Origin of the sequence: Kutzneria sp. NPDC052558, assembly GCF_044547355.1 — a bacterium.
Taxonomy (GTDB): Bacteria; Actinomycetota; Actinomycetes; order Mycobacteriales; family Pseudonocardiaceae; genus Kutzneria.
Window position 1 is genome coordinate 150966 of record NZ_JBIUAG010000017.1, and the last position, 23188, is coordinate 174153.

Sequence of the window (23188 nt, forward strand, 5' to 3'; positions counted from 1 at the left end):
ACCGCCCACGTACGGGTGGATGTGTCGCAGACGCAAAGACTCTCAGCTCGTGAGATGTACCTAGTAATGCCCCTCGAACGGCCCCTTGTACTGTGGTCGGCATGCGAATCCTGGTCACAGGCGGGGCCGGCTTCATCGGGTCCAACTACGTGCGCAAGGTGCTCGGCGGTCACTACCCGGCCTACGCCGACGCCGAGGTCGTCGTGCTGGACAAGCTGACCTACGCCGGCAACGAGGCGAACCTCGCCCCCGTCGCCGACAGCCCGCGACTGCGCTTCGTCCGCGGCGACATCTGCGACGCGGAGCTGGTCGGCAAGCTCATGGCCGGCACCGACCTGGTCGTGCACTTCGCGGCCGAGTCGCACGTCGACCGGTCCATCCTGGGCTCGGCCGACTTCGTGCTGACCAACGTGCTGGGCACCCAGACCCTGTTGCAGGGGGCGCTGGAGGCCGGCGTCGGCAAGTTCGTGCACATCTCCACCGACGAGGTCTACGGGACCATCGACGAGGGCTCCTGGCCCGAGACGTTCCCGCTGGAGCCGAACTCGCCGTACTCGGCGGCCAAGGCCGGCTCGGACCTGATCGCCCGCTCCTACTTCCGCACCCACGGCCTGCCGGTGTGCATCACCCGCTGCTCCAACAACTACGGGACCTACCACTTCCCGGAGAAGGTCATCCCGCTGTTCGTCACCAACCTGATCGACGGCAAGAAGGTCCCGCTGTACGGCGACGGCCTCAACGTGCGCGACTGGCTGCACGTCGACGACCACTGCCGTGGCATCCAGCTGGTGGCCGAGAAGGGCCGTCCGGGCGAGATCTACAACATCGGCGGCGGCACCGAGCTGACCAACAAGGAGCTCACCGAGAAGCTGCTCGAGGCCACCGGCCGCGACTGGAGCTTTGTGGAGAAGGTCGCCGACCGCAAGGGCCACGACCGCCGCTACTCGGTGGACATCACCAAGATCTCCACCGAGCTCGGCTACGCCCCGCAGGTGCCGTTCGAGCAGGGCCTGGCCGACACTGTGGCCTGGTACAAGGAGAACCGCGACTGGTGGGAGCCGCTCAAGGCCCGTGCCGCCCTGTCGGCGGGCTGACCCGGTGACCTGTCTCGCACTGCTGGTGCCCGGCGGCCGTGGCCAGCTGGGCAGCGATCTCGCCGCGCTGGCCGACCGGGTCGGGCTGCTGCACGCCCCCGGCTCGGCCGAGCTCGACGTGACCGATGTCGGCGCGGTCGACGACGCCCTGTCGTCCTTCGCGCTGGCCGCCCGCGACGCCGGCCTGCGGCCGGTGCTGGTCAACGCCTCCGCGCACACCGCCGTGGACGCCGCCGAGAGCGAGCCCGACCGGGCGTTCGCGATCAACGCCACCGGGGCCGGGCAGCTGGCCAAGGCGGCGGTGGCCAACGCCGTGCCGATGCTGCACGTGTCCACCGACTACGTGTTCCCCGGCGATGGCACGCGGCCGTACGAGCCGGGCGATCCGACCGGGCCGAAGTCGGTGTACGGCAAGAGCAAGCTCGCCGGCGAGCAGGAAGTGCTGGGGGCCGGCGAGCAGACGTGGGTGGTCCGCACCGCGTGGGTGTACGGCGCGACCGGCGGCAACTTCGTCAAGACCATGGCCAAGCTGGAGGGGCAGCGGGAGACGCTGTCCGTGGTCGACGACCAGCGCGGCTCGCCGACCTGGTCGGCCGACCTGGCCGCCGGGCTGCTGGAGTTGGCGCACGCCGTCGTCGGCGACACCCCGCCGGCGCAGCGCGTGCTGCACGGCACCAACGCCGGCGAGACCACCTGGTACGGCTTCACCCGGGCCATCTTCGAGGAGCTTGGCGCCGACCCGGACCGGCTGACCCCGTGCACCACGGCCGACTTCCCGCGGCCCGCGCCGCGTCCGGCCTACTCGGTGCTGTCCGGCGCGGCCTGGGCCGAGGCCGGCCTCACCCCGCTGCGCCCGTGGCGGGAGGCCCTCTCCGCCGCCTTCGCCACCATCGGCAACCAGCTCCGCCCCTGATTCATCGCTTGGAAGGGGGCTTTCCTCCACTCCGAGTGGAGGAAAGCCCCCTTCCAAGCGGTTGAGGGTGGGTTATGGGGCGGCAGCGGCGGCTTGGCGGTAGGCGTCCAGGGTGCGTTCGGCGCAGTTGCGCCAGGTGAAGGACGAGGCGTGGGCGCGGCGGGCGGCGAAGACGTCGGCGGTGGGAGGGTCCTCCAGGGCCGAAAGCAGGGCCGCGGCGAGGGCTTCGGAGTCGCCGACCGGGACCAGGTGGGCGAGGTCGCCGGCGACCTCGCGCAGCGCCGGCACGTCGGAGCAGACCACGGGAACGTTGCACGCCAAGGCTTCCAGCACCGGCAGCCCGAAGCCCTCGTCCCGGGAGGGCAGCACCAGCGCGGCCGCGCCGGCCACCACGCTGCGAAGGTCCACATCGGACAGATAGCCGGCGGTGCGGACCCGGTCGCCGTCGGCGTGGTGCCCCGGCCCGACCAGCAGCAGCGGCGGCAGCGACGGGGTGGCGGCGTGCGCCTCCAGCAGGGTCGGCAGGCCCTTGCGGGGGCCGTCGGCGCCGACGAACAGCAGGTACTCGGACGGCAGTTTCAGTCGTGCGGCCAGGGAATCGCTCGGCGGCCGGGCGGCGAACCAGGCCGGGTCGACGCCGAGCGGGGTCACCACGATCCGGTCGGCCGGCACCCCGAGCCGCTCGGTCACCACGGCCGCGACGGCCTGCGTCGGCGTGCACACGACGGCCGCCCGCCGGGCGCATTTCCTCACCAGCTCGGGAAGTTCGCGGTCGCTGGGCGGCAGTTCCCCGACGGCGTCGAGGAAATCCAGGTCGTGCACGGTCATCACGCCGCCGGCGAACAGGGCCGGCGGCAGCACGAAGTTGGTGCCGTGCACCACGTCCGCGAGGCCGGCGTAGATCTCCACCGGCGGGAACGAGGAGGAGAGCCAGGACTTGCGCAGCAGCCGCGCCGGCACCGGCATGCCCCGGGCCCGAACCCCGTGCGGCAGCACGGAACGCAGCCCGCGCCAGCCGCGGAAGGTGTACGCCACGGCGCGCACGTCCACCTCGTCCGGCATGGAGGCCAGCTCCTCGGCCAGCGCCGCGGTGTAGCGGCCGATTCCCGTGCGCTGCCCGAGCAGCGGCGTGCCGTCCAGCAGCACCTTGATCCGGTCAGCCACGCGGCTTCCCCATGGTCAGCCGCCTGACCCGGCCGGCCGCCCGTTTGGCCAGCTCGGCGGGGCCGCCGGCGTCGAGATACTCCCGCACCAGCCCGAGGTCCCGGCGCAGCGTGCCGACGGTGCCCAGCGGCTCCTCGCGCACCAGCGGACCGGCGGCGACCAGCCGGTCGGCGGCCGGGCGCGGCGAGCGGCAGAACTCCACCAGCGGGGCCAGCACGACGTCCCAGGTGAACCGTTCCCGCACCACCGCTATCCGCTCCCGGCAACCGTCCGCGAAATCCTGGTCGAACAGCACACGCTCGAGGGCCTCGGACAGTTCACCGGGATCCTCGGGCGACACCACCACGCCGAGCCGCTCCCGGCGGATCAGGTCGGCGAACGAGTCGCCGTCGGTGGTCACGATCGGCAGCCCGGCCCACAGGTAGTCCAGCACCCGGGTGCGGAAGGCGAAGGTGGTCTCCACGTGCTCGAAGTGCGTGGTGACGCCGCAGTCGGCGTCCAGCAGCCAGTTCTGCCGGTCGGCGTAGGGCACCCAGCGCTCGTTGAAGAACACGTGCGTGCCGGCCAGGCCGAGTCGGGCGGCGAGGCTGCGGGTGCGGCCGGCGATGCCCATGTCGGGCACGTCCGGGTTGGGGTGGCGCATGCCCATGAAGAGCAGCCGGACGTCGTCGTGCCGGGCCCGCAGCCGGTCCACGGCGTGCACCAGGGTCAGCGGGTCGAACCAGTTGTAGACGCCGCCACCCCAGACGATCACCTTGTCCCGCTGGGAGATCCCGTCGACCACGCCCTTGATCGCCGGCGCGGTGCGCTGCGCCGGCTTGACCGGCAGCCCGAACGGGACCTCGGCGATCAGCGAGCGCACGGTCGGGTCGGCGTCGTAGACCTGCGGCGTGAGCCGGCCCAGCGCGGCCAGGTGGCCGAGCCAGAAGTGGCGCTGCCGGTCGGAGGCGCACAGGAAGAAGTCGCCCCGCTTGAGCTGGTTGTTGAGCACGGTGGTGACGCCGATGACGTCCTTGACCCGCTTCTCGTCGTTGCCGCCCTTGGCCTGCTCCAGCAGTTCCAGGTGCATCGGGTCGTAGACGTCGCAGACCACGATCTTGGTCGAGCGGGCGTTCTTGAGGCTCTGCACCATCTCCAGCACGTGGCCCTGCAACACGATCACGTCGGCCCAGTCGACGTGGTCGAGCAGGCCCCGAACCGTCGACTGGGCGACCGGGAAGGGCGCGGCCGGCGGATCGCAGCGCTTGTTCATGGAGACCAGTCGCACGTCGTGCTCGCCGGCCAGGGTCTCGGCCATGTGCCAGGCCCGGATGGCCGGGCCGGCCATCTGCTCGGACAGCGCGTCGCCGGTGATCACCAGGATCCGCCGCGGCCGGCCGAACGGCTCGTCCAGGCCGAACGCGTCGACCAGCGCCTCGTGCGCGGCCAGGTAGCGGGGCAGCGGGTAGGCCGGCTCCATCGCCTTGCGCATCAACGGAACCAGGTCGGCGTCGGTGCGGACCCGGGCCGCCTGCTCGGCCTTGCGGGACTCGGCCAGCGACGGCAGCAGCTCGACGAACTGGTCGATGGCCAGCAGCCCGGCCAGGGTTTCCCGAGGCACGGCAACGGGTTGCGCGTCGTCCCGGCGATCGGCCGGCCGCTTGGTGATCTCCAGCTGGGTGGCGTCGATGTCGCCCCGCGCGGTGGCCCGGCGCACCGCCAGCGCCATCGCCGCCGGCATCGCCCTGGCCAGGGTCTCGTCGGAGAGGTTCTTGTACATCGAGGCGAGCGCGTTGCGCTCCAACAGGTAGTGCTCGCGCGAGGTGTCCACATCGGACATCGAGGCGTGGTGGCGGTGGTAGGCCAGCGACCGCGGCTCGTAGCGCACCCGCCAGCCGCGCAGGTTCAGCCGCCAGCCCAGGTCCACGTCCTCGTAGAACATGAAGAAGCGCTCGTCGAAGCCGCCCAGCGCGCGGAACAGGTCGGCCCGCACGAACAGCGCCGAGCCGGTGCCGAACAGCACGTCCCGGGCCACGTCGTGGCTGCCGTCGTCGGGCTGGCCGGCGTGCCGCTTGTAGCCCATGCCGAACCAGGTCAGGCCGCCGTCCACGAAGTCGATCAGCTTGCCGTCCCAGTCCAGCACCTTGCTGGCCACCGCGCCGACGGTCGGCTGCGCCCGCAGCGTCTCGACGGCGGCGGCGACCCAGTCGGCGTGCGGCCGGGCGTCGTTGTTGAGGAAGGCCAGCACCTCGCCGGTCGCGTGCTGGACGCCCAGGTTGCAGCCGCCGGCGAAGCCGAGGTTGTCGGGGGCCTCGACGAAGGTCACGCCCGGCTCGGCGCGCAGCCGCTGGGCGCTGCCGTCGCCGGAGTTGTTGTCGACGCAGACCAGTTGCAGCCGTTCGGGTGGGTAGTCCAGCTCCGTGCGCAGCGCGCGCAGACAGGTCAGGGTGTCCTCGAGGCCGCGGTAGTTGACGACGACGACCGACACCGAGGGCTGGGTTACCCCCTCCGACACGCTGGTCTCCCTCCCGTACTGAAGCCACCAGCCTGCACTACGGACCTGTGCGCGCCGAGATCAGGGTAAACCCCGATGGCCCGACGTGCTTGAACGAGCTATGTTTTGCTCAGTCGAGCAAAAAGCGGCTCGATCAAGCAAAGGAGGGGCCATGACCAGGGTGATCAACCTGCTGTACGCCAACCTCGGGCTCGCGCTGGCGCAGGCGGCGCTGACCTTCGTGTTCTACGGGTCACTGGTCGCCTACCAGGCGCACGGCGACCCGGCGGCCTACGGCGTGTTCGAGAACACAACTTGGATCCGACCGGTGGCGGTGTCCCTGATCTCGCTGATCTACGTCGGCATCGCCCGCAAGCTGCGCTCCGGCAGCCGGGCCACCTACATCCGCGTGGTGGTCATCGCCGTGGTCGGCTCGCTGGGCCTGGTGTGGGGCATCAGCACCGGCCAGTTCCCGATCTGGATGGAGGCGCTGATGGGCGCGCAGGCGGCGGTGCTGGTCGCGCTGTTCGTCGCGGCGATGCAGCCGTCGGTGCGGGCTCAGATCGGCAAGAAGGCGGCGGCGTGAACCGCCGGCAGCTGCTCGGCCTGGCCGCCGCGGGCGCGACCGCGGCGGCCGCCGCGGTCGGCACCGGCTTCGTGGACTCGGCACCGGCTTCGGCCGCGACGGATCGCCGGCCGCCGCTGCTGATCGTGCACGGCTCGCACGGCAGCGGTGGCGCCTACCTCCAGCTGGTGAACGAGCTCATCCAGCGTGGTCGCACCGCGATGGCCGTGGACTTACCCGGCCACGGCGCCGAGGGCTGCTTTCCAACTTGGTTCCAGGCCCCGCAGGACCTGCGCGCGATGACGGCCGAGGTGTCGCCGATCGCGGAGATCTCGTTGCAGGACAACGTGAACCGAGTTGTGTCGGTGCTGCGTCGGATCGGGCCGGCGATCCTGGTCGGACACAGTCTCGGCGGGGCGACCGTGAGCGCGGTGTGCAACGCGGCCCCGGAATTGGTGCGGCGAGCGGTGTACGTGTCCGCCTACTGCTGCACGGTGTTGAAGTCGGTCGTAGAGGCGTTCCAGTGCAAGGAGAACGCCGACAGCCTGCTGTTGAAGTTCCCGCCGACCGCGGACGGCTCGGTGGTGCTGGCCAACCGATTCAACTGGCGTGCCAACGATCCTGACACGTTGGCGCTGCTGCGTGAGGCATACCTGGCCGACGGCACGCAGGCGCAGCTGCGGGCGGTGATCGGCGGGTTGCAGCCGGATGAGCCGTACGGGGTGAGCCTGTCCGACTGCTCGCTCCAGCCGGCGACCGGCGGCCGGGTGCCGCGCACCTACGTGCGATTCACGCAGGACCGGGCGATGCCGTTGGCGTTGCAGAACCGGATGATCAGCGACGCCGGCCGGTTCGACGTGCATGACGTGGCCGCGTCCCACTTCGGCGTGATGACCAAGGCTGTTGAGGTGGCGGAGATCCTGGATTCGCTGCGCTAGCGACCGGCCCACGTGCGCCACAACGCCCGCCGGCGCACGCGAGCCGTGGCCGTGATCCGGGCCCGGGCGACGAGCGCCGAAGGCAGTCGCCAGAGCACGTCGGCGAGCACGGCCAGCCGCAGGGACACCCGGAAGTTCGCCCCCGGCGCGGACTTCCGGAACGGCAACACGGCCGTGAGCGCCGTGAACCGCGCGAGCTGTTCGAGCGCCACCAGCAGCGGCGCGCAGCGCACGAGCATCAGCAAGCGATTGCGCTCGTTCCAGTGGTGGAACTTCGACGACCCGAGCCGACTGCTCGCGCCGTGCCGGTGCACCACGCGTGCCGGCACGGAAATCACCCGCCAGCCGCGCAGGCGCAGTCGCCACGACGTGTCGGTGTCCTCGTAGTAGCAGAAGAACCCGGCCGGCACGCCGCCCACCGACCGCAGCGCCGCCGTGCGCATCAGCACCGCCCCGCCGCAGAAGCCGAACACCTCACGGCCGGCCAACGCCGTGTCGGCCCCGTGCCCGTCGGCGGTCAACCGCACGCCGACCGACTGCACGGAGCCGTCCGGCAGCTCCAACGACGAGGTGACCGCCGCCGCGTCGCCGTGGCGGTCCAGGGAATCCTCCAGCGTGGCGATCCACGACGGGTTCGGCGCGGCGTCGTCGTTGAGCCACGCCACGAACTCCGTCTCGACGCGCGGCAGCGCCGCCGCCAGGGCGCCCGCGTAGCCGCGGTTGCGGGGCAGCCGCAGGACATCGTGGCCGGCGAGCAGCTCGGCGGTGCCGTCGTCGGAGGCGTTGTCCACGACCAGGACCCGTAGTTCGCGGTCCTGCGCGGCGAGGGCGTCCAGGCACTCACGGATGTGCGCCCGGCCGCGCCAGGTCACCACCACGACGGTCGAACGGGCTTCAGCCACGGCCGCAGACGGTACATGTCACCCTTGGGCGTGCCCGAACTCGTGGTGCTGACCGATCAGCTGCTCGCCCCCGTGCCCGGCGGCACCGGCCGCTACACCAGGGAACTCGCCCGCGCGCTGGCCGCGACCGCGCCGAGCGGTTGGACCGTCACGGGCGTCGTGGCGCGGTGCGCGGACCCTTCGGCGGCCCAGATCGACGGCGTCGAGGGGCCACGCATGCTGCCGGTGCCGCGACCGGTTCTGGCGCGGCTGTGGCAGCGAGGGGTGCCGCTGTGGCCCGGCGGCGACGCCGTGCACGCGCCGACGCCGCTGTCGCCGACCGTCGTCAAGCGCGGGCGCACGCTAGTCGCCACGGTCCATGACGCCGTGCCGTGGACGCACCCGGAGACGCTCACGCCGCACGGTGCGCAATGGCACCGCACGATGGTGTCGAGGCTCATGCGCAGGGCCGGCGGGATTGTGGTGCCGACCGAGGCCGTGGCCAAGGAGCTCGCCGAGCACGTCGCCGGCTCCGCGCCCGTGCACGTGGTCGGTCACGGCGTGCCCGAGGCGCTGACCGAGGAGCCGGCCGATGCCGACGCCGTGGCCCGGCGGCTGGAGCTGCCGCCGCGGTACGTGCTGGCGGTCGGCACGCTCGAACCCCGCAAGGGCATCGACGTCCTGATCGCCGCCATGGACCTGCCCGAAGCGCCGGATCTGCCCGTTCTGCTGGTCGGCGTGACCGGCTGGGGCCGGGTCGACGTGTCCTCCGAACGAGTGAGATCTCTCGGGTCGCTGACCGACGCCGAGCTGGCCGTCGTCCTCCATCGGGCGACCCTGCTGGCCCTGCCGAGCCGGGCCGAGGGCTTCGGACTGCCCCTGCTTGAGGCCATGGCGGCGGGGGTGCCGGTGGTCCACTCGGATGCGCCGGCGCTGGTCGAAGTGGCCGGCGGCGCTGGTTTCACCAGTCGCCGCGGCGACCCGAAATCGCTGGTCGCGGCGTTGCGCACGGTAGTCGACGAGCCGGCGGTCGCCCGCGAGGCGGTCGCCCGCGGGCGGACCCGCGCCGCCGAATTCACCTGGCGCGGGGCGGCGGAGTCGGTCTGGGCAGTGCACCTCGGCCTGGGCACTCACAGTTAGGCCATTCGTCGGTAATGATCATCACGGTCGCCGTACTCTGCTCCGGTGCACCATCTCGACCCCAGCGTGTTGATCGATGCCACGGCCGTGCCGGCCGACCGCGGTGGCGTCGGGCGTTACGTCGACTCGCTGACGGCCGCGCTTGATGCCGACGGGGCCCGGCTCAGCGTGGTCTGCCAGCCGCGTGACGCCGCCCTGTACGCGCAGCTGGCGCCCAACGCGCGGATCGTGCCCGCCCCCGAGTCGGTCGCCGCGCGCACCGCACGGCTGATGTGGGAGCAGGGCGCGCTGCCGCGGCTCGTGCGGGCCCTCGGCGTCGACGTCGTGCACTCGCCGCACTACACGATGCCGCTGGCCAGCCCCGTGGGCTCCGTGGTCACGCTGCACGACGCCACCTTCTTCACCGACCCCGTGCTGCACTCCTCGGTCAAGGCCCGGTTCTTCCGCACGTGGACGCGGCTGTCGCTGGCCCGTGCGACCGTGTGCGTCGTGCCCAGCCGGGCCACGGCGAACGAGCTCACGCGCGTGGCCAACGCCGACCGTCGTGTGCTCCAGGTCGCGCACCACGGCGTCGAAGGCGACCGCTTCCACCCGCCGTCGCCGGAGGAGGTGCGGACCGTGCGCACGGCCCTCGACCTCCAGGACACCCCGTACGTGGCGTTCCTCGGCGCGCTGGAGCCGCGCAAGAACGTGCCCGCGCTCATCCGTGGCTTCGCGCGCGCCTGCCAGGGCCGCACCGACCCGCCCGCGCTCGTGCTCGCCGGGCAACCCGGCTGGGACACGCAGGTGGAGAGCGCCCTGGACGCCGTGCCGCACCGCATCCGCGTGATCCGCGCCGGCTACCTGCCGTTCGAGCAGCTGTCCGGGTTCCTCGGCGGCGCCGTCGTGGTGGCCTACCCCAGCCTCGGCGAGGGCTTCGGGCTGCCGGTGCTGGAGGCCATGGCCAGCGGCGCGTGCGTGCTCACCACGCGGCGGCTCAGCCTGCCGGAGGTCGGCGGCGACACCGTGGCGTACTGCGGCGTCGGGGCCGGCGACATCGCCGCCGGGCTCACCGAGCTGCTCGACGACCCCGCGCGCCGGTCGTCCCTGGCCGCGGCCGCGCAGCTGCGGGCCAAGGAGTTCTCGTGGGCGGCCTCCGCCACCCGGCACCGGGAGGCCTACGGGCGGGCGGCTGTCCTGGCCCACCGCGCCCGCCACTAGTCTCATCCGGCGTGACGCAGCCCGAGCCGAAGACCTATGGCGACGATCTCGCGGTCGTGACCATCACCTACTCCCCGGGTGAGGTGCTCGACCGGTTCCTCGACACGCTGGCCAAGGCCACCACGCGACCCGTCACCGTGATCCTCGCGGACAACGGCTCCACCGACGGCGCGCCCGAGAAGGCCGCCGCCGAGCGGGACGAGGTCCGCCTCGTGCGCACCGGCGGCAACCTCGGCTACGGCGGCGCCGCCAACCGCGGTGTGGCCGCCCTGTCCGACGACGTCGGCTGGATCGTCGTCGTCAACCCCGACATCGAGTGGGGCGCCGGCTCGCTGGACGTGCTCATCGAGGCCGCCTCGCGGTGGCCGCGCGGTGGCTCGTTCGGGCCGCTCATCCGTGAACCCGACGGCCGCGTCTACCCGTCCGCGCGGCTGCTGCCGTCGCTCGGGCGCGGGCTCGGGCACGCCGTGTTCGCGCGGCTGTGGCCCAACAACCCGTGGAGCCGCGAGTACCGGCAGCTCGACACCTCCGTGACCGAGCGCCCGGCCGGGTGGCTGTCCGGCTCGTGCCTGCTGCTGCGCCGGGACGCCTTCGACTCTGTCGACGGCTTCGACTCCAGCTACTTCATGTACTTCGAGGACGTCGACCTCGGCGACCGGCTCGGCCGGGCCGGCTGGCTGAACGTGTATGTGCCGTCGGCCGAGGTCGTGCACCTGGGCGGGCACGCCACCGCGCGGGCGTCCGAGCGGATGCTGGCCGCGCACCACACCAGCGCGTACAAGTACATGTCCGAGCGCAACCGCGGGCCGTGGGCCGCGCCGCTGCGGCTGGCCATCAAGGCCGGGCTGGCGCTGCGGCTGAAGATGGAGCTCAGGGCTGGTCGTTCTCCGGCAGCGCCCCGCTGAGGCGATCGGTCAGCGAGATGCGGCGGCCCGGGGTCTGCTGGGTCGTCGGGATGATGCCCGGCAGCTGCTTGGTCTGCTGGTCCGGGTCCGGCCCCTGCTGGGGCTGCTGCTGACGCTGGGGCTGCTGCACGTGGGGCAGCGGCTGCGACCGCTGCACGTGCGGCAGCGGCTGGGACTGCTGGGCGGCCGGGATCTGCTGCGTCGGCTGCGTCTGCGGGAGCGGCTTGCCCTGCGGTAGCTGCTGAGTCTGGCCCTGCGGCAGCTGCTGGGTCTGAGGCTGCGGCAGCTGCTGGGTCTGGGGCTGGGGCAGTTGCTGGGTCTGCGGCAGGGGCTGGCCCTGGGGCTGGGGGAGCTGCTGGGTCTGACCCTGTTGGGGCGGCACGGGCACCTGGCCGGCGGCCACCGAGCCCGGCAGCACCACCGTGGTGTCCGGATCCTGCTCACGCGGATCGGCCGCGTCCACCACGACGCGCGGGATCTGCACCGTGGGCTTGGCGTCCATCGGCGACGTCGCGTTGTTCGGCGTCACCGCCCACCGGTTGCGGGCACTGGCGCGGGCGAGTGCTGCGTCGGCCCGGTCGCGGGGGTCCATCTCCCGACATCTCCTACCTTCGGCGTGCCGGCCCACCGGGTCCGATGCCCGATCGATCCGCCACGTGCAAGAGTATTCCCTCGGTCGCGCCCGCGTCAGTGGAGGAGGAAACCCGGCATGTCGTCCAGCCTCGGACAGCAGGTCAGCAGGGTCGACGCCGTCGTTCTCGTCGGCGGGAAGGGCACCAGACTCCGCCCGCTGACCCTGTCGGCGCCCAAGCCCATGCTGCCCACCGCGGGGGTGCCGTTCCTCACGCACCTGCTGTCGCGGATCCGTGCCGTCGGCATCACCCACGTCGTGCTCGGGACCTCGTACAAGGCCGAGGTGTTCAGCGAGTACTTCGGCGACGGTTCCCGGCTCGGGCTGGAGCTGGAGTACGTCGTCGAGCAGGAGCCGCTCGACACCGGCGGCGGCATCCGCAACGTCGGCGACCGGCTGCGCGAGGACGACGTCATGGTCTTCAACGGCGACATCCTCTCCGGCGTCGACCTGGCCGGCGTGGTCGGGACGCACCGTGACAACAACGCCGACGTCACCCTGCACCTGGTGAAGGTGCCCGACCCGCGGGCGTTCGGCTGCGTGCCCACCGACGCCGAGGGCCGGGTGACCGCGTTCCTGGAGAAGACCGACAACCCGCCGACCGACCAGATCAACGCCGGCTGCTACGTCTTCCGCCGCGAGACCCTGATGACCATCCCCACCGGCCGCCGGGTCTCCGTCGAACGCGAGACCTTCCCCGGCCTGCTGGCCTCCGGGCGCCGGCTCCAGGGGCACGTCGACACCTCGTACTGGCTCGACCTCGGCACCCCCGGCGCTTTCGTGCAGGGCTCCGCCGACCTCGTCCGCGGCATCGCCCCGTCGGCCGCCCTCCCCGGCGAGCCCGGCGAGGCCGTCATCCTCCCCGGCGCCACCGTCGACCCCTCCGCCGTCGTCCGCGGCGGCTCCACCATCGGCGCCGGCTGCGTCGTCGAGGCCGGCGCCACCGTCGACGGCTCCGTCCTGTTCGACGGCTCCGTCATCCGCTCCGGCGCCACCGTCGCCAGCTCCCTCGTCGGCGCTCGCGCCGTCGTCGGCGCCGGCACCGTCCTGCGCGACGTCGTCATCGGCGACGACGCCGTCGTCGGCTCCCACAACGAGCTCCTCGCCGGCGCCCGCGTCTGGCCCGGCATCCACCTCCCCGACACCTCCGTCCGCTTCTCCACGGACGCGTAAGCCATGGCCCCCACAGTGCGGACCTGCTGGACGTGCCCGGCGTCGACTGCGTCGAGATCGTCGCGGCCCGGCGTGGGGTTGTCGGTGTGACGGCGAAGGCGTTGCGGGACCCTGAGGTCTCTGCGGGCGAGTTGCTGAGGGCTGATCACTTCCAGCCGGCAGGTGTTGGGTGACCGCTGCCGTGGAGGGGCTCACCCGCCGTTGGAAGCCCGACTACCCGCTGGACATCGGCGCGGTGGTGGGGCCGCTGCGGCGTGGGGCGGGGGATCCGGCGTTCCAGAGTGGGCCGGACGGGGCGTTGTGGCTGACGGCCAACGCGGCGTCGGGGGCGGGGTCGCTGAGGCTGGCCCGGCGGGACGGCGAGGTGGTGGCGAAGGCCTGGGGAGCGGGGGCGGAGGAGCTGCTGGAGGGGGTGCCGAGGCTGCTGGGGGCGGAGGATGAGCCGGAGGGGTTCCGGGCGCACCACCCGCTGATCGAGGAGACGAGGCGAAGGCTGCCGGGGTTGCGGCTGGGGGCGACGGATCGGGTGTGGGACAGCCTGGTGCCGGCGATCCTGGAGCAGAAGGTGACGGGGTACGAAGCCCGGCGGTCATGGCGGGATCTGTGTCGCAGGCACGGGGAACCGGCGCCGGGACCGGCGCCGTTGGGGATGAGGGTGCCGCCGACGCCGAGGGCGATCCTGGGGATCAGGGACTGGGAGTGGCACAAGGCCGGGGTAGACGGCCAGCGACGCAGGACGTTGCTGAACGCGGCGGCGGCCGCGCATGCGTTGACCAGCAAGGAGAAGCTGCGGCTGATCCCGGGGATCGGGGTGTGGACGACGGCGGAGGTGGCCCAGCGCGCCTGGGGAGACCCGGACGAGGTGAGCGTGGGCGACTTCCACATCCCGAGCGTCGTCGGCTGGGCGCTGGTGGGCCGCCCGCTGGACGACGACGGCATGCTGGAGGTGCTGGAGCCGTACCGGCCACAGCGGCAGCGGGCGGTCCGGTACATCGAGGCGTCGGGGTTCAGAAAACCCCGATTCGCCCCGAGGTACGCGGCGAGGGACTACCGAGCGATCTAGCGGTAGCGGGACAGCGCGAGGTCGACGAGCTCGGGCACGGTGTCGACGTTGGACGGCAGCGCCTCGACGGGCCACCACTGGAGGTCGACGGACTCGGCGCTGCGCACGGGCTTGGCTCCGACGGGGGCCCGGACCAGGAACCGGACGTCGAAGTGCCGGGTGGGCAGCCCGAGCGAGCAGGTGATGCCGTGCACGTCGACGTGCAGGGGCGTGGGCTCGATGCGAAGCCCGCGGATGCCGGACTCCTCGGTGGCCTCCCGGAGGGCGGCGTCCACCAGCGAAAGATCCTCGGGCTCGCAGTGGCCGCCGAGCTGGAGCCAGCGCCCGACCCGAGGGTGCAGGGTCAGCAGCACGTTCTCGGCGGTGGCGTCGAGCACCAGCGCGGACGCGGTGATGTGCCCGGGCTCGCACGAGCGCTGGCAGGCGTCCTCACGAGCGGCCAGGAAGCCCAGGAACGCCTGCCGAAGCGCCTCCTGCGGCTCGGAGTCGGGCTTCCAGCCGGTCAGCGTCGACACGGCGTCGGCATGCAAACTCACAGCTCCACCAATCCCAGTTCGGTCGGCGCGGGCGGCCGAGGCCCGGCGACGCCGTCGGCGGGATGGCCGACGGCGACGGCGCCGAGCGGCGACCAGTCGGCCGGCAGGTCCAGCACCGCGCGCACGATGTCGGGGCAGAAGATGGTCGACGACACCCAGCACGAGGCCAGGTCCTCGGCGGCCAGCGCGACCAGCAGGCCCTGCACGGCGGCCCCACCGGCCACGGTGAACATGGTGCGCTCGGCGGCCTGGCGCGCGGCGTCGGGGTAGTCGTGGGCGCCGTCCATGACCATGAACGGCAGCACCAGCTCGGTCGCGCCCCACAACAGGTCGCCACGGGCCACGCGCCGCTCGATGCGGGCCTCGTCCCAGCCGTCGGCACGAAGATCGGCGCGCCACTGGTCGCGCATGGCTTCCAGCAGCTTGGTCCGCCGCGCCCGGTCCCGCACCCACACGAACCGCACCGGATGGGTGTGGTGCGGCGCGGGGGCGGTCAGCGCGACGCCGATCGCTTGGCGCAGAACGTCTTCGTCCACGGGATCGCCGGAGAAGCTGCGCACGGAGCGCCGCAGCAGCACGGCCTCCCGCCGGCCCTGGGCAATGGATTCGTTGGTGCCCAGGCGGAACAGGTCTTGGTCGACCGGGCGGTTCAGGTCCCGCGCGGTGGATCCGTTGTCCGCCAGGGACAACCCCCGCACCACGGCCACCGGCACCGCGCCGAGCTTGCCCTTGACCAGGTCCCCGGCGGCGGCGATCTCGTCGGCGACGGCGACCTCGGTGACCACGAGCTCGTTGCCCTGGCGGTCGACTTCGCCGGCATAGCTGCGGATCACGGTCAGCCCGGACGCGCCGATGGCGGCGTCGGTCTGCCCGACCCGCCAGGCCCGGCCCATGGTGTCGGTGATGACCACGGCCACCTCGACGCCGAGCCGCTCGCGCAGGTCCGTGCGCAGCTTCAGGGCGGAGGCGTCCGGATCCAGCGGCAGCAGGGCGATCTCGGACTGGGACACGTTGGAGTTGTCCACGCCGGACGCGGCCTGCACGATGCCGAGCCGGTTCTGGGTGATCAGCGTGTTCTTGACCCGGGCCAGCACCCGCACCGACTCGGCGACCACCAGCTCCCGCCGGCGGGCGTCGCGTTCCGCCGGGTCGTCCGGGGCCGGCACCAGCTGACCCTCCACTTTGGACACGATCTTGCTGGTGACCACCAGCACGTCGCCGTCGCGCAGCCACGGCGCGGCCTCGGCGATGGCGGCCGACAGGTCGTCGCCGGGCCGGAACTCGGGCAGCCCCGGCACCGGCAGCAGCTCCACGGACCCCTGGGCGTGATCGGTCAACGTCGGCCCCCGGCTCGGTGCTCGTGCGAAACGCCAGCGATGCTCACGGCCGGTATCCTGCCACGCCGCCACGCGTCCCTCCGCTGCGGCGCTGACCACATCGGAACGGGGAATAAGGTGATCGACTCCGTCGCATGATACGCGCCGGATCTGGCCGCCGCCATAAAAGACTCCGATAGTGTGAATAGTGCCGCCATCTGCATCCCGGGGGCGCCGTCGAACGTCTTCAAGGGTGTCGGGGGATGAGGGGGAAGTCGACGGGGCGCTGATCGGGACTTCGAATTCCGGGGTCGTCGGCGCGGCGTGAGAAGGCGGACAACCGGCTGGGGAGGTCGGGTTTTCCGCTGCTCCACGCCGCGCCGGCGATGATGATCTTCGCCCATGGGCTTTTTCGGCGTCGGTCCGGCACAGGACCTGGCGCGGCCGGGACATATCGGCTCGCCGTTATGACGTGTGGGGGTAGTGACAATGGAATCCGTATTTCGCGCAAGCGCGCCCGTGGCCGATCCCGGCCCGGAGCTGGGCCCGTTGCTGGAACTGCCGGGCACCTGGGTCGGCGACGGCTTCAGCCTGATCTCGCGTCCTGACCAGCACAACAACAAGCCGTTCTTCCTTGAGCTCAACGCGACCCGGGAGACGCTGTCGTTCACCTCGATCGGCGGCCCGATCCCGAACCGCGGCAGCGGCCAGGACGACATCTTCTTCAAGGGCGTGCACTATCTCCAGCAGATCAGCGACGCGGCCACCAACGGGGCGCTGCACCTGGAGCCGGGCATGTGGCTGAACGTGCCGGCGACCACCGATCCGGCCGCGCCGGCCAGTGTGGTGCGGATGGCCACCATCCCGCACGGCGACGCGCTGCTGGCCCAGGGCACGTCGACGATCGTGGCGGGGCCGCCGCAGATCAACGCCGCCGACTCGACGCCGACCTTCTCCACCGGCCCCAACGCCGGCCAGAAGCTGACCGGCGCCTATCTCGACCCGTTCACCAGGACCCGGCCGCCGCACGGGATCCCGCGCGCGGCGATCGCCAACCCGAACGTGGTGCTGACCGAGGCGATCGCCAAGCAGAAGATCCTGGAGACCACGGTGTTGATCGTCGACACCACCTTCCCGGTCGGCGGCCTCGCCGGCGGCATCCAGAACATCCCGTTCGTGGTCAAGAACGCCAACGCCACCAGCATGAGCGCGATCTTCTGGGTCGAGAAGGTGGAGAACCCGGACGGCACCGGCACGTTCATGCAGCTCCAGTACACCCAGCAGGTCAACCTGGACTTCCTGGGCATCAACTGGCCGCACATCCAGGTGGCCACGCTGGTCAAGCAGTAGCGGACGGGTGCGGCGGCCCGCCGGGCCGCCGCACCGAGACATCAGCCGAGCGAGACGCCGGCCAGGTCAAGGGCCGCGCGCACCATGGCCGCGGTCGCGTCCACATCGGACATCAGCAGCGGCACGTTGCGCACGGTCACGCCGTCCACGACGGCCTTGTCCTCGGGGGCGACCAGCCAGCCGTCCAGCACGCCGTCGGCCTTGCGCGAGCCGTAGTGCCGGCCGACGGCCTCGGCGCTGGTCGCCACGCCGATCGCGGTCAGGCAGGCGTCGGCCATGCCGCGCACCGGCTTGTCGCCGATGATGGGCGAGATGCCGACGACGCCGGCCGAGGTCTGGCGAACCGCTTCGCGCACACCGGGAATCGACAGCACGGTGCCCACGCTGACCACCGGGTTGGACGGCGCCAGCAGCACCGCGTCGGCCTCGGCGATCGCCTCCAGCACGCCCGGGGCCGGCTTGGCCTCGTCCGCGCCGACCGGCACGATCGAGTGCGCCGGCAGTTCGGCGTGGTACCGGATCCACCACTCCTGGAAGTGGATCGCCCGCCGCTCGTCCTCGGAGCCGGGCACGTCCACCACGACGTGGGTCTCCACCGGCTGGTCGGTCATCGGCAGCAGCCGCACGCCGGGCTGCCAGCGCGCGCACAGCGCCTCGGTGACCGCCGACAGCGGATATCCCGCGCGCAGCATGCGAGTCCGCACCAGATGGGTGGCGATGTCGCGGTCGCCCAGCCCGAACCACGGCGCCTCCGCGCCGTAGGCGGCCAGCTCTTCCTTGACCCGCCAGGTCTCCCCGGACAGCCCCCAGCCGCGCTCGGTGTCGATGCCGCCGCCCAGGGTGTACATGCAGGTGTCCAGGTCCGGGCAGATGCGCAGCCCGTGCAGCCACACGTCGTCCCCGGTGTTCACCAGCGCGGTGATCTCTGCCCCTTCGGGCAGCGCCGCCTTCACGCCGGTCAGGAACCTGGCCCCGCCGACGCCGCCGACCACTACAACGACCTTCACAGGGCGCAATCCTTTCACGCGTGCGGGTGACAGGCTCAGCGGAGCCAGAAGCGGAACAGCGCGCCGCCGATGTCGGAGAGCGTCTCGTTGCCGCCGATCAGTCCGAACAGCCAGTAACCGATGTTCAGGAACACCGCGCTGACCTGGCGGACACCGAACAACAGCAGGAACAGCACCAGCGGCGCCCACGGCCGCACCTTCAGCGCGACCGCCTGGGCCTCGCGCGACAGCCACGGCGAGATCACGCCGAAGCCGTCGAAGCCCGGCACCGGCAGGATGTTGAAGAAGAAGGTCAGCACCTGCAGGAAGGCCAGGTACGAGAAGGCCAGCTGTAGTCCGGTCGGCAGCGGCGCGAGCAGCACGGCGGTGTTGAGCACCAGGCCGATCACCAGATTGGACAGCGGGCCGGCCAGCGAGACCAGAGACTCGACAGGTTTCGAGCGCAGCGCCCAGTGATTGATGAGCACGGCCCCGCCGGGCAGCGGCAGACCTCCGATGATCAGGAAGATCAGCGGCAGCACGATGCTCAGCACCGGATCGGTGTAGCGGCGCGGGTCCAGCGTCAGGTACCCCCGGTGCGCGACCTCGTGGTCGCCGCCGCGGTAGGCCACGATCGCGTGGCCGAACTCGTGCAGGCACAGGGAAACGACCCAGCCGCCGATGACGAACAGCACGATGCCGGCGGTCAGCAGCGCGCGGCTGCCGCCGAACGGGTCGGCCGCCGGCAGCGCGCACAGCACCGCACCGATGACTGTGACGCCCAGCAGGCCGAGGAACAGGGGGCTCGGTCGCACCGATGATCGGTTCACACCGACCAGTGTGCCCGGTGGCCGAGGGTGACGGTTTCCGGTATGACCAGGTGGCAACCGCTGTTCGCCCTCTGTGACGGTGTCCCCCGACGTAAGTACTTCGCTTGACCCCTTGCAACGACACGGGTGTAATCACATTGGTGTCATTCACCGTCGAGGGGGCGGTGGGTGGTGTCCGCCAACCGGGGAGCGGAAGGCGAGGAGGCGGACGGACATGGAAATAGAAGGAGGCCGCGTCGTGGAAGCGGCCGAGATCGTCGGCATCGGCGCGCCCGCGCGCGAGTTCGGCGTGGTGGAATCCGGTGAGAGGGATTTCACGGTGCTGGACGGGGTGTTCGACGGCGACGACGAAGAGCAGGAGTGGCAGGAGCGCGCCCTGTGCGCGCAGACCGACCCCGAGGCGTTCTTCCCGGAGAAGGGCGGATCCACCCGGGAGGCCAAGCGGATCTGTCAGGGCTGCGAGGTGCGCTCGGAGTGCCTCGAGTACGCGCTGGCCCATGACGAGCGCTTCGGCATCTGGGGCGGGCTGTCCGAACGGGAACGCCGGAAACTGAAGAAGAGGCCCGCGTAGCAGGCTCAACCCTCCGGGCAACTGGCCCGATGATCAGTCGTACGGTGTGCTCGACGCGCCGACGATGGGAGTGGCCAGTTGCCCGGTAAGGCCCAGCCGGTCCTGCGCACCGCGCCGGTGCTGGCCGTGCTCGTGTGTCACGACGGCGAGCCGTGGTTGCGGCTGGCGCTGTCGGCGCTGCGGCGTTCGATGCCGCGGCCCCGACACGTGATCGCGGTGGACACCGGCTCCCGCGACCGGACGCCGAAGTTGTTGGCGGAGGCCGCATCCGGCGACAAGCCGGTGCTGGACGGCGTGGTGACCCTGCCCAGGGGAACCGGGTTCGCGGACGCGGTGCGGGCGGCCGTCGAGCACGCCGTGCAGCGGTGGGGCGATCCCGGCCGCTGGCTGTGGCTGCTGCACGACGACAGCGCGCCGGAGCCGGACTGCCTGGCCGCGCTGCTGGCGGCGGCCGAGATGTCGCCGGCCGCCGGAGTGTTGGGGCCGCTCGGCCTGGACTGGAACGACCCCGATCTGGTGGTGTCGGCCGGCGTGTCCACGGACTCGTCCGGTCATCGGCAGACCGGGCTGTCCGCGCTGGAGAGCGCCCAGGCCCGGTTTTTCGAGCAGAGCACCGAATCCCTGGCCGTGAGCTCGGCCGGCGCACTGGTTTCCCGTGAGCTGTGGGACGCCGTCGGCGGCTACGACCCGGTGCTGCCGATGTTCGCCGACGACCTGGATTTCGGTTGGCGGGCAAACAAAGCCGGCAGCCTGGTGTTGTCGGTGCCGACGGCCCGGCTGCGGCACGCCCGCGCGGCCAGCGTCGGCGAGCGTAGGCTGGACGCGTTGGCCGCGCCGCCGGGACCGTTCCTGCGCGGTGTGGTGCGCGCGCACGGCGTGCGGACCTTCCTGGTCAACTGCGCGCCGCTGTCCTTCCTGATTGGACTGCCGCGTCTAATACTGCTGTGTCTGTTGCGCGCCTTGGGTTTCCTGGTGCTGCGCCGGACCTCGGACGCCCGGGCCGAACTCGGCGCGATCCGCTATCTGCTCAGCGGACGCGGCCGGCTGCTGGCCGGGCGGGCCGAGCGGCGGCGGATTTCTGTCGCAGGGCAAAGAAGTGTGCGCGGACTGTTCACCAGCCGCCTGACCCGTTTGCGCAACGCCTTCCGTAGCGGCTTGGCCGTGCTGGTCCGTCGAAGGGTGCAGGCCGACGCCGTGCTCGGGCGGCTGCCCGCGACCGACACCCCGCGCACGGAATGGCTCGATCCCGACGACAGCCGCAACACCAGGCTTCCCATCGGTCCGCAGGCGCTGCCGGCCGGTGCGCTGCGCGGGCAACGCCGTAGCCCGGCCGGACTGCGTCGCCCGCCGACGGTGATGGTGCCGGTGGCCGCGCAGGCGCCGCCGGGCCTGCGGCCGAGCCCCCGGCCGCGGCCGTCACCACGGCGGCGCGGCGAGGAGGCGCCCAATCCGCTGGCCGATCTTCTGCTGGTCGAGGTCGACCGCGGCGCGGTGATCCGTCAACTGTTGTTGTCGCCGGCGCTGTGGATGTTCGTGGCGCTGTCGTTGCTGGGCGTGATCGTCAACCTCGATCGGCTCGGCTTCGATCTGGTCGGCGGCCGGCTGCTGCCGGTCCGCGACCTGGCCGCGACGTGGTCGGGATACCTGGCGACGTGGCATCCGGTGGCCGGCGGCACCGCCGCGCCCGCGCCGGCTGCCTTGGCAGTGCTGGGAAGTCTCGGCGCGGTGCTGGGCGGGCCGCAGTCTGCGGTGGCCGTGCTGCTGTTCGGCGACCTGCCGCTGGCCGGCGTCTCGGCGTACCTGGCGACGCGGCGAATGCGGGTCGCCCGGCCGATTCGCGCGTTGATCGCCGCCGTGTACGCGCTGTTGCCGGCGGCCGCGACCGCGGTGTCGCAAGGGCGGCTGGACGTTGTCGTGGTCCATCTGATTCTGCCGCTCGTGCTGGCCGGGGCGGCAACTTTGTTGCGTGGCAACGCCCCCGGCGCCTGGGTGGCCACGGTGGCCAGCACGTCCATCGGCCTCGCGGTGATCGGCGCGTTCTCGCCGCTGACCCACCTGCTGATCCTGGTCGGCGTGCTGATCGGCTTCGTGGCCGTGCCCGGGCACCGACGGGTGCTCGCGTTGTTCGGGATCGTGTTGCTGCCGTTGGCTTTGCTGCTGCCGTGGCCGGCGGTCGTGTTGCAGCATCCCGATGTGCTGCTGCACGGCGTCGGCGCGCGGCTGCCCGACGACCCGGAGGCGTTGACCCGGTTGGTCACCCTTGACCCGGGCGGGCCAGGGGCCCTGCCGGTGGTCGGCGTGTTCGTCGTCGTGGCGGCGATCAGCGCGGCGGTGCTGCGGGCCAACCGGAACGTGCTGCCCGGCCTGGTGATCGCGTTCGGCGGCGCGGTGGTCGTCGGGTACCTGTGGAACCAGCAGGTGTGGACCGGCGCGCCGATGCTCGTGGTCGGGGCCGGGCTGCTGCTGGTCGTGCTGGGCGCGTGCGTGCCGGCCACGGTCGTGTGGGTGATCCCGCACCTGCGCTTCGCCTCGGTCAGCGCCGCCGTGGTGGTGGTCGGGCTGCTGGCCGCCAGCGCGCTGATCGCCGGCCGGCAGGGGCCGCTGCACGCCGGCGGCGACCCGCGGTTCGTGCCGGCGATCGCCAACGAGCTGGCGACGGCCAACGAGTCCGTGCTGGAGCTGGCCCACGGCGGCCGGCCGACCCGGCTGACCGCTGGCGGCCTTGCCGGCTACGGCGACGACGACCTGGAGCCGGTGCCGGGGGCAGCCGAGCGGCTGGCCAAACTCGGCGCGGACCTCATCGGCGCCGACCACGACGCCGCCAAGGCCGCCGTCGCCCAGCTGGCCGTCGACGGCGTGAGCTACCTCGTGCTGCCCGACGCCGCGGCCGCCGGGCGGTTGCACGACTCCGTGGGCGACCTCGCGACCGCCTCGCCGCCGATGTCCGACGGCCGTCCCGTGGCCCGCGTGCAGCTGGGCAACGGTCACGTGGTGCTGCTGGCCCCGCAGCAGGCGCAGAAGGCCGTCACCGGGGGCACGCCCCCGACGGAGCTCGGCGCGCCCGGCATCGCGCCCGTGGACGCCGCCCCGCCGGACATCGCCGTGCGGGTGTCGGACGGGCCGAGCGGCCGGCTGCTGGTGCTGGCCGCCGAGGACGAGCCGGGCTGGCGGGCCACCGTCGACGGCCGCCCCGTGGCCACCGTGCGGGCCTGGGGGCACCTGATCGCCGTCCCGGTGCCGACCGCCGCCGCCGACGTCACCGTCGACCAGCCCGGCACCCTGCGCAGCTTCCTGCTCCTGGTCCAGGCCGCCTTCCTGCTCTTCACCGTCCTCACCGCCATTCCCAGTCGCAAACCAACGTCATGAAGGGCCCCTTACTGACGTTGAACGGCGTGAAGGGGCCCTTCAGGCGTGGTCGGGAAACTCGATGTAGGCCTCGTTTCAGTCGCGGGCGAGGGA

General features: G+C 72.2%; 20 protein-coding genes. 12 read left to right on the plus strand and 8 right to left on the minus strand.

The genetic code is table 11. The features are described 5' to 3' along the window. Window positions 1-101: 101 nt before the first annotated feature. Both rfbB and rfbD read left to right on the plus strand, forming a co-directional pair. Entirely contained in the window at window positions 102-1094 is a 993-nt protein-coding gene (gene rfbB / locus ACIG5F_RS28735; protein WP_396522723.1) for a dTDP-glucose 4,6-dehydratase, read from the plus strand. 4 nt (window positions 1095-1098) lie between these two features. Next, entirely contained in the window at window positions 1099-2007 is a 909-nt protein-coding gene (gene rfbD / locus ACIG5F_RS28740) for a dTDP-4-dehydrorhamnose reductase (RefSeq protein ID WP_396522727.1), read from the plus strand. A 72-nt stretch (window positions 2008-2079) separates the two neighbouring features. Here the strand turns inward: rfbD and ACIG5F_RS28745 are convergent, their stop codons facing one another. Continuing rightward, complete coding sequence (locus ACIG5F_RS28745) at window positions 2080-3171, minus strand: glycosyltransferase family 4 protein (RefSeq protein WP_396522729.1); 1092 nt, start codon at window positions 3169-3171, stop codon at window positions 2080-2082. Then, window positions 3164-5665 carry a glycosyltransferase gene (locus ACIG5F_RS28750; RefSeq protein WP_396522731.1) on the minus strand — a complete coding sequence of 834 codons (2502 nt, stop codon included), beginning with the start codon at window positions 5663-5665 and terminating at the stop codon, window positions 3164-3166. The genes ACIG5F_RS28745 and ACIG5F_RS28750 overlap by 8 nt, the downstream gene beginning before the upstream one ends. A gap of 151 nt (window positions 5666-5816) precedes the next feature. On the opposite strand from ACIG5F_RS28750, the gene ACIG5F_RS28755 reads away from it, so the two are divergent. Both ACIG5F_RS28755 and ACIG5F_RS28760 read left to right on the plus strand, forming a co-directional pair. Then, the gene (locus ACIG5F_RS28755) at window positions 5817-6230 is read left to right on the plus strand and encodes a hypothetical protein (protein ID WP_396522733.1); all 414 of its coding nucleotides are present in this window, start codon (window positions 5817-5819) and stop codon (window positions 6228-6230) included. Beyond that, on the plus strand, window positions 6227-7147 hold the full coding sequence (locus tag ACIG5F_RS28760; RefSeq protein ID WP_396522735.1) for an alpha/beta hydrolase: 921 nt from the start codon (window positions 6227-6229) through the stop codon (window positions 7145-7147). The genes ACIG5F_RS28755 and ACIG5F_RS28760 overlap by 4 nt, the downstream gene beginning before the upstream one ends. Here the strand turns inward: ACIG5F_RS28760 and ACIG5F_RS28765 are convergent. Then, window positions 7144-8049: a glycosyltransferase family 2 protein gene (locus ACIG5F_RS28765; RefSeq protein ID WP_396522736.1), complete on the minus strand. Its 906-nt coding sequence runs from the start codon at window positions 8047-8049 to the stop codon at window positions 7144-7146. The two genes, ACIG5F_RS28760 and ACIG5F_RS28765, sit on opposite strands and share 4 nt — an antisense overlap. Before the next feature lie 30 nt (window positions 8050-8079). On the opposite strand from ACIG5F_RS28765, the gene ACIG5F_RS28770 reads away from it, so the two are divergent. The 3 genes from ACIG5F_RS28770 (at window position 8080) to ACIG5F_RS28780 (ending at window position 11273) form a co-directional block, all read left to right on the plus strand. Further along, window positions 8080-9168 (plus strand): glycosyltransferase family 4 protein, encoded by a 1089-nt coding sequence (locus tag ACIG5F_RS28770; protein WP_396522738.1) that lies wholly within the window; start codon window positions 8080-8082, stop codon window positions 9166-9168. A 66-nt stretch (window positions 9169-9234) separates the two neighbouring features. After that, window positions 9235-10368, plus strand: a complete 1134-nt coding sequence (locus tag ACIG5F_RS28775; RefSeq protein ID WP_396522816.1) for a glycosyltransferase family 4 protein — start codon at window positions 9235-9237, stop codon at window positions 10366-10368. 11 nt (window positions 10369-10379) lie between these two features. Continuing rightward, window positions 10380-11273 carry a glycosyltransferase family 2 protein gene (locus tag ACIG5F_RS28780; protein ID WP_396522740.1) on the plus strand — a complete coding sequence of 298 codons (894 nt, stop codon included), beginning with the start codon at window positions 10380-10382 and terminating at the stop codon, window positions 11271-11273. Here ACIG5F_RS28780 and ACIG5F_RS28785 read toward each other — a convergent pair. Continuing rightward, a complete protein-coding gene (locus ACIG5F_RS28785) occupies window positions 11239-11865 on the minus strand; it encodes a hypothetical protein (RefSeq protein WP_396522742.1) in 627 nt (208 codons plus the stop codon). The genes ACIG5F_RS28780 and ACIG5F_RS28785 overlap by 35 nt on opposite strands. Before the next feature lie 117 nt (window positions 11866-11982). On the opposite strand from ACIG5F_RS28785, the gene ACIG5F_RS28790 reads away from it, so the two are divergent. Together ACIG5F_RS28790 and ACIG5F_RS28795 are read left to right on the plus strand one after the other, a co-directional pair. Further along, window positions 11983-13077 (plus strand): sugar phosphate nucleotidyltransferase, encoded by a 1095-nt coding sequence (locus ACIG5F_RS28790; protein ID WP_396522744.1) that lies wholly within the window; start codon window positions 11983-11985, stop codon window positions 13075-13077. 169 nt (window positions 13078-13246) lie between these two features. After that, window positions 13247-14140, plus strand: a complete 894-nt coding sequence (locus ACIG5F_RS28795) for a DNA-3-methyladenine glycosylase family protein (protein WP_396522746.1) — start codon at window positions 13247-13249, stop codon at window positions 14138-14140. On the opposite strand, the gene ACIG5F_RS28800 is transcribed toward ACIG5F_RS28795, so the two are convergent. Both ACIG5F_RS28800 and ACIG5F_RS28805 read right to left on the minus strand, forming a co-directional pair. Next, on the minus strand, window positions 14137-14676 hold the full coding sequence (locus ACIG5F_RS28800; RefSeq protein WP_396522748.1) for an NUDIX hydrolase: 540 nt from the start codon (window positions 14674-14676) through the stop codon (window positions 14137-14139). The genes ACIG5F_RS28795 and ACIG5F_RS28800 overlap by 4 nt on opposite strands. After that, on the minus strand, window positions 14673-16013 hold the full coding sequence (locus ACIG5F_RS28805; protein WP_396522750.1) for a coenzyme F420-0:L-glutamate ligase: 1341 nt from the start codon (window positions 16011-16013) through the stop codon (window positions 14673-14675). The genes ACIG5F_RS28800 and ACIG5F_RS28805 overlap by 4 nt, the downstream gene beginning before the upstream one ends. Before the next feature lie 468 nt (window positions 16014-16481). Between ACIG5F_RS28805 and ACIG5F_RS28810 the strand changes: the two genes are divergently transcribed. Continuing rightward, window positions 16482-17342 carry a heme-binding protein gene (locus tag ACIG5F_RS28810; RefSeq protein ID WP_396522752.1) on the plus strand — a complete coding sequence of 287 codons (861 nt, stop codon included), beginning with the start codon at window positions 16482-16484 and terminating at the stop codon, window positions 17340-17342. Between the two features lie 41 nt (window positions 17343-17383). Here ACIG5F_RS28810 and cofD read toward each other — a convergent pair whose 3' ends face one another. Both cofD and ACIG5F_RS28820 read right to left on the minus strand, forming a co-directional pair. Then, on the minus strand, window positions 17384-18349 hold the full coding sequence (gene cofD, locus ACIG5F_RS28815; RefSeq protein ID WP_396522754.1) for a 2-phospho-L-lactate transferase: 966 nt from the start codon (window positions 18347-18349) through the stop codon (window positions 17384-17386). Window positions 18350-18384: 35 nt separating this feature from the next. Further along, window positions 18385-19158, minus strand: a complete 774-nt coding sequence (locus ACIG5F_RS28820) for a site-2 protease family protein (RefSeq protein WP_396522756.1) — start codon at window positions 19156-19158, stop codon at window positions 18385-18387. A gap of 319 nt (window positions 19159-19477) precedes the next feature. On the opposite strand from ACIG5F_RS28820, the gene ACIG5F_RS28825 reads away from it, so the two are divergent. Together ACIG5F_RS28825 and ACIG5F_RS28830 are read left to right on the plus strand one after the other, a co-directional pair. Further along, the gene (locus ACIG5F_RS28825) at window positions 19478-19729 is read left to right on the plus strand and encodes a WhiB family transcriptional regulator (protein WP_184868888.1); all 252 of its coding nucleotides are present in this window, start codon (window positions 19478-19480) and stop codon (window positions 19727-19729) included. A gap of 78 nt (window positions 19730-19807) precedes the next feature. Beyond that, entirely contained in the window at window positions 19808-23095 is a 3288-nt protein-coding gene (locus ACIG5F_RS28830) for a glycosyltransferase (RefSeq protein WP_396522758.1), read from the plus strand. Window positions 23096-23188 lie beyond the last annotated feature (93 nt).

Bases quoted from the DNA above. Each gene is read 5' to 3' on its own strand.
- rfbB (WP_396522723.1), top strand. From the start codon at position 102: ATGCGAATCCTGGTCACAGGCGGGGCCGGCTTCATCGGGTCCAACTAC.
- ACIG5F_RS28755 (WP_396522733.1), top strand. From the start codon at position 5,817: ATGACCAGGGTGATCAACCTGCTGTACGCCAACCTCGGGCTCGCGCTG.
- ACIG5F_RS28785 (WP_396522742.1), bottom strand. From the start codon at position 11,865: ATGGACCCCCGCGACCGGGCCGACGCAGCACTCGCCCGCGCCAGTGCC.
- ACIG5F_RS28790 (WP_396522744.1), top strand. From the start codon at position 11,983: ATGTCGTCCAGCCTCGGACAGCAGGTCAGCAGGGTCGACGCCGTCGTT.
- ACIG5F_RS28810 (WP_396522752.1), top strand. From the start codon at position 16,482: ATGGAATCCGTATTTCGCGCAAGCGCGCCCGTGGCCGATCCCGGCCCG.